Origin of the sequence: Roseovarius sp. THAF9, assembly GCF_009363715.1 — a bacterium.
In the GTDB taxonomy this organism is placed as follows: domain Bacteria; phylum Pseudomonadota; class Alphaproteobacteria; order Rhodobacterales; family Rhodobacteraceae; genus Roseovarius.
This window is the reverse complement of record NZ_CP045404.1, coordinates 1882175-1896428: the sequence shown is the minus strand read 5'-3', so window position 1 is coordinate 1896428 and position 14254 is coordinate 1882175. Positions and strand designations below refer to the sequence as shown.

Below are 14254 nucleotides of genomic sequence, written 5' to 3'. Positions count from 1 at the left end.
CTTCTACACTGATAGGTCGATTGGTCCAGAACCCTCAAGCAATATTCTGCTGCGTATGCAAAGCATACGCTCCTTTGCGACACGCTAAACCCTGAAAGTAAAGGTTTTGTCGCCTTATCCCCGAAAGGCGAAAACCCGCCGAACCGTGGCGAGGATAAGGATTAGATCAAAGCACACTGTTCGGTTGCGCGCCCAAATGAGGTCGATCTTGGCCTTGGCCGGCACGCAGCGTCTTAGATAGACTGCGTCAGTCTCGCTCTGGCTATGACACTGCGCCAGCAACCGTTCTTCCCGCTTGTGAAAGACCAGCGTGGCCAGACCGGTGACGCCGGGCCGGTTTTTCAGCACTTCGGCGTAAGTCTCGGGACACAGCCGCACAAAGCGGGGCAGGGGCGGGCGCGGGCCGACAAAGCTCATATCGCCGCGCAGGATGTTCCAAAGCTGCGGAAGTTCGTCCAGGCGCGTGCGCCGCAGGACACGTCCCGTGGCCGTGATCCGGCTCTGCTTGTACGCGCCCGAAACCGAGGCGTCCCGATCCGCAGTCGCCATCGTGCGAAACTTCCACAAGGTAAAGCTCTGGCCCGGCGCCTTCATCCGTTTCGACGGATACAGGATCGGTCGGCCGTCCCTCAGCAGCACGATCAGAGCCACGATTGCGGTGGGAATGAAGAGCACGCCGGCAAGGACCAACGCCAGAACGATATCCATCAATCGCTTGCCAGGGGTCATGCGACGCGCTCCAGCGCGGTCAAACCGGCAATCAGTTCATCGGCATCCGACGTAAGCCGCAGGGTGGGTAGCACGGACTGCAAAAGGCCCGTGTCCAGCGACACCTCCTGCACGGCCTCCGCCGGCGCCGTCCGCCACGCCACGCGCTTTCCCGCAGCGCGGGCCAGATCGTCCATCGCCACCGGTGCCGGTGCCGCGATATTCAAAGCAAAGTGCAGGTTGTCGGCCTCCGCCTCGGCGAGCGCTCTCAGCACCCGCAACAGATCCGTCGCCCCGATATAGCTGCGCACCGGCCCGCGACCGCCATCAAACCTGTCCAGCGTGACAGTCCCGTCCGAGGTCAGCGCCCCGGCCAGGCTGTCCGCCCCCACCACGTTTGCCAGTCGCAGCACGCATTCCCGCGCGCTGGCGCGTCCCTCTCGCACCCGTCGCTCCATTTCCACTTTCGCCGCGCCATAGCGAGTGCGCGGCGCAATTCTCGCGGTTTCGGCCAGGCGCGCGCCGGGACCATAAACCGCGGCCGAAGACAGGTGAAAAACCACCCGCGCCCCGCATCCCTGCGCCACCTGCCGCGACAGCGCGACCAGTCTGGCGTTTACCGCGAGTTCTTCGGCACTGCCGCTGGTGGCGCCCCACAGCGCCACCAGCGCATCGCAGTCCGGCAGCCGCGCTGCGGTGGCGCCGGGCTGCCATTGCACGTCTCGGCCCGCGTTGCGGGACTGGATCTCGGCACCGGGCGCGTCATCCCGCTCTCTCGCTGCGTAGAGCAATCGGCCAAGCCGCTCGCCCGAGCCCGTGATCAGTATCCGCATGATGGCCGTCCATTTGGGGGAAATTCTGCGACTTCGCCGACTTTTTCCATTACCCCATTGTCTATCATCACGTCCATGCGATAGGAAACCGAAGCAATCCCTTGGGGGGGACAGGTACAGTGAAAAAGAATCTTCGGTTCATTCTCATGGCCGTATGCGTCGTGGCGTTGTCCGGCTGTGCCCTGCCGCGCGGGGCCGCCGTGCAATCCGAGGTTCTTAAGGAACAGAAATCCGAGAATCCCTCGTTCCAGTTGGTCGAAGTCACGCGTGAACTGACCCCCCTGCTAGCCAAGTGGCCGCACAGCGGAACGCACGGACATTATCACTGGTTCGGAGCCGATCACGGGCCGGATTCTTCGACAATCCAGACCGGCGACACCGTTAATATCGTCGTGTGGGACAGCGAGGAGAATTCGCTTCTGACCGGCCTCGACGGCAACGCCGCAGAGATTCCGCCGCAGATGGTCTCGGCCACCGGCCGCGTGTTTCTGCCCTATGTCGGCGAGGTCTCGGTGCGCGGGCTCACGCCGTCCTCCGCACGGGTCCGCCTGCAAGCGCAGTTCGAGCAGATCCAGCCATCGGCACAGGTCCAGCTTTCGGTTGTGCCGGGGCGCAACAACTCGGTCGATATGGTCGGCGGTGTCGGGGCGCCGGGCCGCCTGCCGCTGGAAAGCCGGAATACGCGGCTGCTGAGCGTCATCGCCCAGGCGGGCGGCGTCAATTCCTCGCTGCGCAACCCCTTGGTCCGCTTGCAACGCGGTGGTCGTACCTATGAGACACGCGTCTCGTCGGTGCTTGAGAACGCGAACCGCAACATCCGCGTAGTCGGCGGCGATCAGATCGTCGTGGTCGAAGACGACCGCAGCTTCACCTCCCTCGGGGCAACGGGCAGCCAGAAGATCATATATTTCGAAAAGGAACGCATGACCGTGATGGAGGCGCTGTCGTCGACCAGCGGTCTCAATGCCGGCACCGCGAACCCAAAAGGTGTCTTGATCCTGCGCGACTACCAGCCCCGGGATCTCAAGCCCGGCCTTGTCGGACCGAACAAGCAGCAGGTCGTGTTCAGTTTTGATCTAACCTCTGCCGACGGTCTTTTCGCCGCGCGTCAGTTCTACATGCAGCCCGACGACACTCTATACGCCACTGAGTCGCCGATAAACTCGGCCCGCACCATAATCGGCCTGTTCGGTACGATCATCGGCGTCACCAGTTCGGTCAACAACGTGACGAACTGATCGGGCACGCACCGTTCAGATGATGGCCAACCGTTCGGCACGCTCCGGGTCGGGGAAAGGGCGATAAAGGGCGAAATCGGCGCGGTCGATCATGTCATGCATCCGGGCATAAAGCGTCTCGGCCGCGTCGCCCTGCTGGCCCACCCAGCGAAACGCCTGGTCCAGTTGCGCCATGTCCGACACTTCGATCTGAAGCAGGAAATCGCGATAGGCGTCCGACGCCAGGTTCAGCTTGCGGCGCAGCAGTGACCACTCGCCCACCACGCCGGCAGCCTGCAAATGGGTCATCCAGTTTTCCAGCGCCGCAGCAAACAGCATCGCTTGGGCGTCCTTCTTGAGGTCGATCTGGCACGTATAGACGTTCATGACACGCGGTTTCCCTATGGGCTTGCGCGTATCGTGGCACGAAAACCTTGCCAATTGGTTTCCGCCAGACACGATGGCAAAGATCACATCGCGACGAAGATGTTGTCGACGTCGATATCCGCTTCCGCCTCATGCCGCCGCGGGGCCGCCTTTGGAGTCCGTGCCTCGACCAACACTTTCTCCGCAACGGCCGCGCGGGACTGCATGAGAGGCTTCATCGAATGGGTCAGACGCGATTGCGGCTGTACGCGTTCCGACGCCGAGGCCCCTGCGGTGACGCGGCGTGGCACAACGGTTTGGTCGATCTTCATTCGGGGCGTGCCCCCCCGCCGCATCACAAGCGCTGCACGACTGATCTCGGACCGCTTCAGGCAGGTGTAGCTCAACAGCACCGCGCAAACCATTGTCAGGTCGCGCCAGAACGGCTCGACCAGCGCAGTTTCGGTCAGAACCAGGTTTTGCGTGGCGCTGCTGGCAAACACGAAAATGGCCAGCATCAGGGATGTCAGCCGCAGGTACAGCCCCAACATGAACGCCGCCGTAATCGCGAAAAGAAGAACCGTTCCGACAAGATCGGCAGTGCGCGGGTCCGTCACTGACACGAATAACGCAGGCGGTGACACGCCTGAAATCAAGCCAAGCGCGATGGCCATGAAATAAGAACCGATGACAATGCGGATCATGTTCAGACCCGGATAGTCGATCCAACGTTGTTGTCTGTGCATCAAGGCGATACCCGCCCCGGGGCAGCAGAAATCCGGGGCTTCCTTAACCTTGTTTGCCGACGAATTGCGGCGAAATTTGTTCAAAATGGCGCGCTTTGCGCGGCGCACTCTGAAAATCAGGTTGCGTCCTGGTCCTCCGCCTTGTTTTCCGTCGCCTCGCCCTCCAGCAGGTCCTCTTCTCCGGTCTCGGCGATCCACGCGACGCTGACGACCTTCTCGCCTTTGCCGGTGTTGAACACCTTTACACCGCCCGCGCTGCGCGACCGGAACGAAATGCCTTCGACCGGCACCCGGATCGACTGCCCGCGTGAGGTGGCCAGCATGATCTGGTCCTCGAGGTCCACCGGAAAGGACGCCACCAGCGGGCCGCCGCGCATCGCCTTGTCCATCGCCTGCACGCCCATGCCGCCGCGTCCGCGCACCGGGTAATCGTGGCTCGAACTCAGCTTGCCAGCGCCCTGCTCGGTGATCGTCAGGATCAGGTTCTCCGCCGCCTTCATCTCCTCGAACCGTTCGGGGGGCAGGGGGGCGTCGGCATTGCCTTCATCCTCGCCCGTGCCCTCGTCATCCGCCCCGGCCATCTGGCGGCGCATCTTCAGATAGGCGGCCCGCTCGTCGGGGCTGGCCTCGAAATGGCGGATGATCGACATCGAGACGAGCGTGTCTCCGTTCTGCAGCCTGATGCCCCGCACGCCGGTGGAATCGCGCCCCTTGAAGACGCGTACATCGGTTGTCCGGAACCGGATCGCCCGGCCCGAGTCGGTGACCAGCATCACGTCATCGTCCTCGGAGCAGATGCGCACGTTGACCAGCCGCGTGTTTTCGTCCGGCAGCTTCATCGCTATCTTGCCGTTCGACTTGACGTTGGTGAAGTCGCTCAGCGCGTTGCGCCGCACGTCCCCGGCCGAGGTGGCAAAGAAGATCTGAAGGTTCTCCCACTCTTGCTCCGGCACATCCACCGGCATGATCGCCGCGATGCTGACGCCGGTGGGAATCGGCAGGATGTTGACGATCGCCTTGCCTTTCGACGTGCGTCCGCCCAGCGGCAGGCGCCAGGTTTTCAGCTTGTAGACCATCCCGTCGGTGGTGAAGAACAAAAGCTGCGTATGCGTGTTGGCCACGAAAAGCGTGGTCACCACGTCCTCTTCCTTCGTCTGCATCCCCGAAAGGCCCTTGCCGCCGCGTTTCTGCGCGCGGAAATCGGCAAGCGCCGTGCGCTTGATATAGCCGCCGGACGTGACCGTCACGACCATGTCTTCGCGCTCGATCAGATCCTCGTCTTCCATGTCGCCGGACCAGTCGACGATCTCGGTTCGGCGGGGGACGGCGAACTGCTCTCTCACCTCGGTCAGTTCGTCCGAAATGATCTGCATGATTCTCTCGCGGCTGGCGAGGATGGCGAGGTATTCCTTGATCTTGCCGGCCAGGTCCTGCAGCTCGTCCGTGACTTCCTTGACGCCCAGTTGCGTCAGCCTTTGCAGGCGCAGCTCCAGGATCGCCCGGGCCTGCGTTTCGGACAGGTTGTAGGTGCCGTCTTCGTTGGCCTTGTGCGTCGGGTCGTCTATCAACGCGATATATTCGAGGATATCGCCAGCCGGCCAGCGCCGGGTCATCAGCTTTTCACGCGCCTCGGCGGCGTCGGCGGAGGCGCGGATGGTCGCCACGACCTCGTCGACATTGCTGACCGCGACGGCCAGGCCGCACAGGACGTGGCTGCGCTCGCGCGCCTTGCGCAGGTCATAGGCGGTGCGCCGCGCCACCACGTCCTCGCGGAACGAAATGAAGGCGCTCAGGAAGCCGTAAAGCGTCAGTTGCTCGGGCCGTCCGCCGTTCAGCGCCAGCATGTTGCAGCCGAAATGCGTCTGCATCGGGGTAAAGCGGAACAGTTGGTTCAGCACCACTTCGGCGGTGGCGTCGCGTTTGAGCTCGACCACCACGCGCACGCCGTGCCGGTCGGATTCGTCCTGCACGTGGGTGATGCCCTCGATGCGTTTCTCGCGCACGGTCTCGGCGATTTTCTCGATCATTGCCGACTTGTTCACCTGATAGGGAATCTCTTCGATAACAATCGCATAGCGGTCTTTCCTGACCTCCTCGATCCGGGTCTTCGCCCGAACGATCACGCTGCCGCGCCCCTCGATGTAAGCCTTCCGCGCGCCTGAGCGGCCCAGCATGATGCCGCCCGTGGGAAAGTCCGGGCCTGGTATATATTCGATCAGCTGTTCGGAACTCAGGTCAGGGTTCTCGATCAGGGCCAGCGTGGCGTCGATGACCTCGCCCAGATTGTGGGGGGGGATGTTGGTGGCCATGCCCACCGCGATGCCGCCTGCGCCGTTGACCAGCATGTTGGGAAACCGCGCCGGCAGGACAGTCGGCTCGCGGTCCTTGCCGTCGTAGTTGTCCTGAAAGTCGACGGTTTCCTTCTCGATATCCGCCAACAACGCGCCGGCGGGTTTGTCCATGCGGACCTCGGTATAGCGCATGGCAGCGGGGTTGTCGCCGTCCATGGAGCCGAAGTTGCCTTGACCGTCAAGTAGCGGTAAAGACATGGAAAAATCCTGCGCCATGCGCACCAGCGCGTCGTAGATCGCGCTGTCGCCGTGGGGGTGATATTTACCCATGACGTCGCCCACGGGGCGGGCGGATTTGCGGTAGGCCTTGTCGTGGGTGTTGCCGGTTTCGTGCATGGCGTAAAGGATGCGCCGGTGCACGGGTTTCAGCCCGTCGCGCAGGTCGGGAATGGCCCGGCTGACGATCACCGACATGGCATAGTCCAAGTAGGACGTCTTCATCTCGTCGATGATCGACACCGTCGGGCCGTCATGCGCGGGGCGCTCTGGCGGCATTTCGTCTTCGTTTTCAGGGGTTTCCGGCGTGTCGTTCACGTGCTGTCCCGTCCTGTCGCAACTGTTCTATATCTTGTTGCGAAAACTATATCAGAGGCAGGATATGGGGTGCAATGGCCTGCGTTGCAGCACTTTGGCAGCCAGCGCGGCCGGGTGATAACATACTGTTTTTATTGAAAACTAATAATTTCGTGGCACACTGAAAGACATAACAACAAGAGTGGTGCCAATATGGGAACAGAAATGGAGCTTTCAGAAACCGAACTTATGCTGAAGGGCTATGGCCTGACGACAGCAGAATTTTTTTACCACATGCCGGATTATGCGCATGTTATCAATACCTTCGTCTGGCAGGACTATGACCTTGCGCCGGATCATCCCAAGCTTTTCAAGTTCATCGAGTTCTGGCAGGACGAGATCGAGGGGCCGCTGCACTCGGTGCAGTTCATCCATCGCAAGATGATCAGCCCCGGCGAATGGCGGCAGGTCACAGGCGAGTTCTACATGAACTGAGCGCGGTCGGTTAACTGATCGGTGCAACGGGCCGAAATCACGGGGGTGATAGGCGTGCACCCCGCGTACACCCCCCGTACACCGGGCGGTGCCGCCATGCGGCGTTAACGTATCGGCGTCAGGATGACGGGCGTTCCTCCATGTCATCCCGTTGAAAGGAACCCCTGATGCGCCGCACACCGCCACCGCAAAACAACCGCGCCGCGTTGATTGACGAATTGCGGCAATTGCAGGAATCGCTGACGGAACACTGGCTGGACCGATCCCTGCCCGAAGAGTGGCAGGGGTTGGAAAGCCGCGAGCCGATCGCGCGCCCGAAGACGCGGGTCACGATCCGGCTGGACAGCGACATGGTGAAATGGTTCCGCCGCCTTGGCCCCGGCTATGGCGCGCGCATCAACCGGGTGCTGCGGTTGTACTGGCTGGCGCTGATCGAGGGGCGGGTCTATGCGCATTGGGACGAGAACGGCGAGGGGCCGCAGTTTGCCGAGTACCTGGACCGGCAGATGGAGATCCTGAAGGAACAGCGCGCCAGCCGCCTGAACGAGACCGCGGCGGACGACGACAACCCCTTCGCCGGGATCAAGATCGACTTTGGCGACGACGCGAAGTGAGGCGTGCCATCGGCGCCGGGATCAGTAGGGCGGACAGCTTGAGGGCGCCGGGGGCATGTCGGGCAGGGCGCAGCCGCAATGGGATTTCAGCAGGGTGAAGCGTTTGCTGCGCAGCCCCATCCGCTGAAGCTGGCGATGCACGCGGCCCAGTCGGGCGGGCGCACCGGTCGAAAGTTCGCGATCCATCACCATGCGGCCATCGAAATGGGTCTGGCTTTCCATGTCATCGGCACCTTCCGTCAGGTGCCCCAGGGCAACGGCCTGTCGCTTGGTACAATCGACCAGAACATAGGTGGGCCGGTATCCCGCGGCGTCGGGATCGAACTGCGAAAAAAGCACGGTGCTGCCGTTGGCGTGTTCGAGCGTGGCACGCTGCCCGTTCGAGACCTCGCAGACCGGTGGAGGCAGGGCGCAGGCGTAAGCTTGGGCTGCGAAGCAGAGGCTGACAAGGACGGCAAGGATTGCGGTGCGGGACATGGGGTGACCTCACTGAAAAAGGGCGTGTGAAATGTTCACACGCCCCTGTAAGTCGTCTGATGTCCATCCCGGGTTCAAACCCCGGGGCGGGTCAAGGGATGATGCGCGTATACTTGGTGCCTTCGAGCGACGCGCCCACCAGTGCGCCCGCCTGGCCGAAGATCACCGCGAGGACCGGCGTGCTGGCAGTCGTGGTGTCGGCCCGCAAGTTCTCGCCTTGGTCCGAGAAGACGTATTCAATGTCCGCGCCCGCGACCCAGCCGGAGGCGCGGCGGAAGCCGGCCAGCGCATCCTCGGTCATGAAGAACAGCACGTGGGCGAATTGCTGCGCCCCGATCTGAAGCCCGACACTGCCTTTGGTGGCAGAGTAATAATCGACCGTCGCACCGCCCACGCGCAGGGCGCCACGGCCATAGCCACCGCCGACGATGAAGCCGCCCTCAGTGATCAGGGGCATGACAAGCTGGCCCACAGACTTGGCCGCGATGTCGCGGGTCTGGGGATAGCGTTGGTAAAGGTAATTGAGCGTCGAGTCGACGCGGGCGTCGATCTTCTGCGAGCCGACGCTGCCGACCCCGTTGCCGCAAGCGGCCAGAAGGGGGGACGCGGCCAATGCGCCGAGCGTGAAGCTTCGCCGGGAAAGGTTTTTCATGATACTGCCTGTTCGTTGCCTGATCCGTGGCCGGTCTTTTGTAAATGCCGGTCTATACCCACACTATAGAGGGGAAGACAGGCGGTGTCACCACAGTTTGTGGTGTCGGAGCCGATAAGCAAGAACCCGCGTGGGTATCAGCCGTTCAACATCCGCGCCACGGCGGGGGCGAAATAGGTCAGGATGCCGTCGCAACCGGCCCGTTTGAAGGCCATCAGGCTTTCGACCATGGCGCGGTCATGGTCGATCCAGCCATTCTGCGCGGCGGCCTGGATCATGGCGTATTCGCCCGACACCTGGTAGGCGTAGGTGGGCGCGCCGAATTCGTCTTTCACCCGGCGGCAGATATCCAGGTAGGGCATGCCGGGCTTGACCATGACCATGTCGGCGCCCTCGGTCAGGTCGCGGGCGACGCAGCGCAGCGCTTCGTCGGAATTGGCGGGGTCCATCTGGTAGGTCTTCTTGTCGCCCTTGAGCGCGCCGGATGCGCCCACCGCGTCGCGGAACGGGCCGTAGAAGGCGGAGGCGTACTTGGCGGCATAGCTGAGAAGCAGGGTGTTCTTGTGGCCTTCGGCCTCAAGTGCGGCGCGCAGGGCGCCGATGCGGCCGTCCATCATGTCCGAGGGGCCGATGATGTCGACGCCCGCCGCGGCCTGGCTGAGGGCCTGCTTGACCAGCGCCTCGATGGTTTCGTCGTTCAGGATCTCGCCATCCACGACAAACCCGTCATGGCCGGTGTCGGAATAGGGGTCGAGCGCCACGTCGGTCATGATGGCAATGTCGGGCACTGCGTCCTTGATGGCGCGGGTGGCGCGGTTAGAAAGGTTGTCGGGATTCCACGCCTCGGCGCAATCCGAGGTTCGGTTCTGGGCCGAAGTATAGGGAAAGAGGCAGATCGCGGGAATGCCGAGGGTTTGCGCCTCGCGGGCGGCCTCGACCACCCGGTCGACGCTGCGGCGCATGACGCCGGGCATGGAGGGTACGGGCTCTTCCTGGCCTTCCCCGTCGCGCACGAAGACCGGCCAGATCAGGTCGGCCGGGGTCAGCGTATTCTGCGCCACCAGCGACCGGATCGCCGGCGTGGCGCGGGTCCGGCGCAGGCGCGTGACGGGGAAGGGCCCTTGGGTGGGACGCATTGTTGCCATCCTTTTTCTGGTGCGCCTTCTGAGTGGCATGGAAATTCCCCCATCTCAAGGGTAGGAATTGGCGCAGAGCGGCGCTAAGAGGTGCCCGGATAGAGCGCGGCACAGCGCAAATACGCAAAGAGGCACCGGCATTGGACCTGATCGAGACCATTTTCGAGCTGATCGACATGCGCAGTTTCAGCAACCTGTGGTTCTGGATTGTGCTGGCGGTGCTGTGGTCGTCGACCAGTCACTGGGTGCTGGGCGTGCCGTGGGACATGGTGCAGCGCGCCAAGAACGGCGATGAGCAGGGGATCGTGGATCTGCACGACATGGTGCGCATCAACTGCAACCGGATCCTTTACATCGGCCGGGAGACGGGCCTGCTGCTGGCCGGGTTCGTCTGTTTCGTGCTGACCACGCTGTGCCTGCTGGGGTTCGTCTACGGCAACGAATTCAGCCAGGCGCTGTTTCTGATCGGCTTTCCGATGACACTGGTGGCGCTGTTGTCGGTCTACACCGCGAACCGCATCACCCGGGACGAGCTGGTGGGCGAGGCGCTTTACAAGCGGATGCATTACCACCGCATCAGTACGCAGTTCGTGGGGGTCCTGTCGATCCTGGTGACGGCGATGTGGGGCATGCTGGTCAACATGTCGACCGGCGTGCTGGGCGGCTGAGGGGCCGGGCATGGCAGGCAGCAACCGTATCGCCGTCGGCGGCGCGCCCGAAGGGTTCGACGCGAAGCTGATCCTGGACGAGGCGGCCCGCGCGGAGGGCCCTGTGATCCATGTCGCGCGTGACGACAAGCGGATGGCGGCGATGGAGGAGGCGCTGCGCTTTTTCGCGCCGGAGATGCCGGTGATCCGCTTTCCCGGCTGGGATTGTCTGCCCTATGACCGGGTGTCGCCCAATGCCGACATCTCGGCCACGCGGATGGCCACGCTGGCCGGGCTGGTGCATGGCGGACCGTCGCGGTTCATCCTGCTGACCACGCTCAATGCGGCGACACAGCGCGTGCCCGCGCGGGACGTGTTGCGTGAGGCGGCGTTTTCGGCGCAGGTGGATTACCAGATCGACGAGGACGCGCTGAAATCCTTCCTCGTGCGGATGGGCTTCACCCAGGCGCCCACGGTCATGGAGCCGGGCGATTATGCCGTGCGCGGCGGGATCATCGACATCTATCCGCCGGGGGAGAGCGGCCCTGTGCGGCTGGATTTGTTCGGCGACGTGCTGGACGGCGTGCGGCGGTTCGATCCGGCGACGCAGCGCACCACGGAAAAGCTGGACCGGGTCGAGCTGGCACCGGTCAGCGAGGTCATTCTGGACGAGGCCGCGATCACGCGCTTTAGGCAGAACTACCGGATCGAATTCGGCGCGGCGGGCAGTGACGACCCGCTTTACGAGGCGGTGAGCGCGGGGCGCAAGCAGGCCGGGATGGAGCATTGGCTGCCGCTCTTTCACGAGCGGCTGGAGACGCTGTTCGACTATATCCCCGGCGCGCCGGTCAGCCTGGATAACCAGGTCGAGGCGGCGCGGGAGGCGCGGTGGGTCTCCATCGCCGACCAGTATGAAGCCCGCAAGCACGCCATGACCCAGAAGGGCCGTGAGGACAGCGTTTACAAGCCCATCGCGCCCGATCTGCTGTATCTGGATGACGACGCCTGGAGCGCTGCGTTGGGGGACCGCCGCGTGCTGGCCCTGTCGCCACTGCCGCAGGCACCGGGGCCTAGCGTGATCGACGCGGGCGGGCGCATTGGCCGCAATTTCGCGCCCGAACGTCAGCAGGAAAAGATCAACCTTTTCAGTGTCCTGAAAGACCATATTGACGCGCGCATGGCCGAGGGGCCGGTGCTGGTCGCGTCCTATTCGGACGGCGCGCGGGAGCGGCTGGAAGGTCTGCTGGAGGATGAGGGCCTCTTGGGCGCGGTCACGGTCAAGAACGCCGGGGCCATTGGCAAGCGTGGCCTGCATCTGGCGGTCTGGGGGCTGGAGCATGGCTTTACCGCGCCGGACCTGACGGTGATCGCCGAGCAGGATATTCTGGGCGACCGCCTGATCCGGTCCCCCAAGAAGCGGCGGCGGGCCGAGAATTTCCTGACCGAGGCCCAAAGCCTGTCACCTGGTGACCTCGTGGTGCATGTCGATCACGGGATCGGGCGTTACAAAGGGCTGGAAGTGGTCACGGCGGCGGGCGCGGCGCATGAATGCCTGCTGCTGGAATATGCGGAACAATCAAAGCTGTACCTGCCGGTCGAGAATATCGAACTGCTGAGCCGCTATGGCCACGAGGAGGGTCTGCTGGACCGTCTGGGCGGCGGCGCGTGGCAGGCCAAGAAGGCCAAGCTGAAGGAACGCATCCGCGAGATGGCCGACCGCCTGATCCGGATCGCCGCCGAACGCGCGCTGCGCAAGGCCCCGGTGCTGGAGCCCGAGCACCACGCGTGGGAGGCGTTTTCGGCCCGGTTCCCGTATCAGGAGACGGATGACCAGTTGCGGGCGATCGAGGACGTGGTGGCGGACCTCGACAGCGGCACGCCGATGGACCGGCTGATCTGCGGCGACGTCGGCTTTGGCAAGACCGAGGTGGCGATGCGAGCCGCGTTTATCGCGGCCATGTCGGGCATGCAGGTAGCGGTGATCGCGCCGACGACCCTGCTGGCGCGGCAGCACTACCAGAGCTTTGCCGAGCGGTTCCGGGGCTTCCCGGTGACGGTGGCGCCCCTCTCGCGCTTCGTGTCGTCGGGGCAGGCCACCAAGACACGCGCGGGACTGGCCGATGGGACGGTTGATATCGTGGTGGGCACGCACGCGCTTCTGGCCAAGAACATCCGGTTCAAGAATCTTGGTCTGCTGGTGATTGACGAGGAGCAGCGCTTCGGTGTGACGCACAAGGAGCGGCTGAAATCGCTGCGCTCGGAAGTGCATGTGCTGACCCTGACGGCGACGCCGATCCCCCGCACCCTGCAACTGAGCCTGTCGGGCGTGCGCGACCTGAGCATCATCGGCACGCCGCCCATCGACCGGCTGTCGATCCGCACCTATGTCAGCGAGTTCGACACGGTGACGATCCGCGAGGCGCTTTTGCGCGAGCATTACCGGGGCGGGCAGAGTTTCTACGTGGTGCCGCGGATCAGCGACATCGCCGAGATCGAGGCGTTTCTGCGCGAACAAGTGCCCGAGGTCAGTTTCGTGGTGGCGCATGGCCAGATGGCGGCGAAGGAGCTGGATGAGCGCATGAACGCGTTCTACGACGGCAAGTATGACGTGCTGCTGGCCACGACGATCGTGGAGTCGGGTCTGGACATTCCGACGGCGAACACGATGGTGGTGCACCGCGCCGATATGTTTGGCCTGTCGCAGCTTTACCAGATCCGGGGGCGCGTGGGGCGTGCCAAGACGCGGGCCTATGCGTATCTGACGACCAAGCCCCGGATGCGCCTGACGCCCGGCGCCGAAAAGCGGTTGCGGGTGCTGGGCAGTCTGGATCAGCTGGGCGCGGGGTTCACGCTGGCGTCTCAGGATCTGGACATTCGCGGGGCCGGCAACCTGCTGGGCGAGGAACAGTCGGGGCAGATGCGCGACGTGGGGTACGAGCTTTACCAGTCGATGCTGGAAGAGGCGATTGCCAAGATCAAGTCGGGGCAGCTTGAGGGGCTGAGCGAGGCCGATGAGCAGTGGGCGCCGCAGATTAATCTTGGGGTGCCGGTGCTGATCCCCGAGGACTACGTCCCGGATCTGGACGTCAGATTGGGATTGTACCGCCGTCTCAGTGGCTTGGCGACCAAAGTTGAACTGGAAGGCTTTGCCGCCGAGCTGATCGACCGGTTCGGCAAACTGCCGCGCGAAGTGAACACGCTGATGCTGGTGGTGCGGATTAAGGCGATGTGCAAGCGCGCCGGGATCGCCAAGCTGGATGGCGGGCCGCGCGGGGCGACGATCCAGTTCCACAACGACAAGTTTTCCAATCCGCAGGGGCTGGTGGAGTTCATCAAGGATCAGAAGGGGCTGGCCAAGGTCAAGGACAACAAGATCGTGGTCAAGCGCAGCTGGAAATCCGACGCCGACAAGATCAAGGGCGCGTTCGCAATAGCACGTGATCTGGCGGAGAAGGTGAAGGAAGGCAAGAAGGGGTGAGGAGCCGCCTTCGCGCGGAAT

The 14254-nt window shown here is 63.4% G+C and carries 13 protein-coding genes; 5 read left to right on the top strand and 8 right to left on the bottom strand.

Annotated elements, in window-relative coordinates:
- Nucleotides 1–114: 114 nt before the first annotated feature.
- Nucleotides 115–729 (bottom strand): sugar transferase, encoded by a 615-nt coding sequence (locus FIU86_RS09385; RefSeq protein ID WP_152474845.1) that lies wholly within the window; start codon nt 727–729, stop codon nt 115–117.
- Nucleotides 726–1541 carry an NAD(P)-dependent oxidoreductase gene (locus FIU86_RS09380; RefSeq protein WP_152474844.1) on the bottom strand — a complete coding sequence of 272 codons (816 nt, stop codon included), beginning with the start codon at nt 1539–1541 and terminating at the stop codon, nt 726–728. Before FIU86_RS09380 ends, FIU86_RS09385 begins: the two co-directional genes overlap by 4 nt.
- A gap of 119 nt (nt 1542–1660) precedes the next feature.
- Here FIU86_RS09380 and FIU86_RS09375 point away from each other — a divergent pair, with 119 nt between their 5' ends.
- Nucleotides 1661–2779, top strand: coding sequence for a polysaccharide biosynthesis/export family protein (locus tag FIU86_RS09375; protein WP_254703984.1), 1119 nt, complete (start codon nt 1661–1663; stop codon nt 2777–2779).
- A 15-nt stretch (nt 2780–2794) separates the two neighbouring features.
- Here the strand turns inward: FIU86_RS09375 and FIU86_RS09370 are convergent, their stop codons facing one another.
- The 3 genes from FIU86_RS09370 to gyrA all read right to left on the bottom strand — a co-directional run bounded on the left by FIU86_RS09370 (nt 2795) and on the right by gyrA (nt 6716).
- Nucleotides 2795–3145, bottom strand: a complete 351-nt coding sequence (locus FIU86_RS09370; protein WP_152474843.1) for a DUF6614 family protein — start codon at nt 3143–3145, stop codon at nt 2795–2797.
- Between the two features lie 83 nt (nt 3146–3228).
- Nucleotides 3229–3870, bottom strand: a complete 642-nt coding sequence (locus tag FIU86_RS09365) for a hypothetical protein (RefSeq protein WP_152474842.1) — start codon at nt 3868–3870, stop codon at nt 3229–3231.
- A 116-nt stretch (nt 3871–3986) separates the two neighbouring features.
- A complete protein-coding gene (gyrA, locus tag FIU86_RS09360) occupies nt 3987–6716 on the bottom strand; it encodes a DNA gyrase subunit A (RefSeq protein WP_152477053.1) in 2730 nt (909 codons plus the stop codon).
- A 243-nt stretch (nt 6717–6959) separates the two neighbouring features.
- On the opposite strand from gyrA, the gene FIU86_RS09355 reads away from it, so the two are divergent.
- Entirely contained in the window at nt 6960–7229 is a 270-nt protein-coding gene (locus FIU86_RS09355; RefSeq protein ID WP_152474841.1) for an usg protein, read from the top strand.
- Nucleotides 7230–7396: 167 nt separating this feature from the next.
- Nucleotides 7397–7843, top strand: coding sequence for a BrnA antitoxin family protein (locus tag FIU86_RS09350; protein WP_152474840.1), 447 nt, complete (start codon nt 7397–7399; stop codon nt 7841–7843).
- 21 nt (nt 7844–7864) lie between these two features.
- Here the strand turns inward: FIU86_RS09350 and FIU86_RS09345 are convergent, their stop codons facing one another.
- The 3 genes from FIU86_RS09345 to hemB all read right to left on the bottom strand — a co-directional run bounded on the left by FIU86_RS09345 (nt 7865) and on the right by hemB (nt 10108).
- Nucleotides 7865–8320, bottom strand: a complete 456-nt coding sequence (locus FIU86_RS09345) for a hypothetical protein (protein WP_152474839.1) — start codon at nt 8318–8320, stop codon at nt 7865–7867.
- A gap of 91 nt (nt 8321–8411) precedes the next feature.
- Complete coding sequence (locus FIU86_RS09340) at nt 8412–8972, bottom strand: YSC84-related protein (RefSeq protein WP_152474838.1); 561 nt, start codon at nt 8970–8972, stop codon at nt 8412–8414.
- Nucleotides 8973–9109: 137 nt separating this feature from the next.
- Nucleotides 9110–10108 (bottom strand): porphobilinogen synthase, encoded by a 999-nt coding sequence (hemB, locus tag FIU86_RS09335; RefSeq protein WP_152474837.1) that lies wholly within the window; start codon nt 10106–10108, stop codon nt 9110–9112.
- Nucleotides 10109–10248: 140 nt separating this feature from the next.
- Here hemB and FIU86_RS09330 point away from each other — a divergent pair, with 140 nt between their 5' ends.
- Together FIU86_RS09330 and mfd are read left to right on the top strand one after the other, a co-directional pair.
- On the top strand, nt 10249–10776 hold the full coding sequence (locus FIU86_RS09330; RefSeq protein ID WP_152474836.1) for a component of SufBCD complex: 528 nt from the start codon (nt 10249–10251) through the stop codon (nt 10774–10776).
- A 10-nt stretch (nt 10777–10786) separates the two neighbouring features.
- The gene (gene mfd, locus FIU86_RS09325; protein ID WP_152474835.1) at nt 10787–14233 is read left to right on the top strand and encodes a transcription-repair coupling factor; all 3447 of its coding nucleotides are present in this window, start codon (nt 10787–10789) and stop codon (nt 14231–14233) included.
- Nucleotides 14234–14254: the final 21 nt, after the last annotated feature.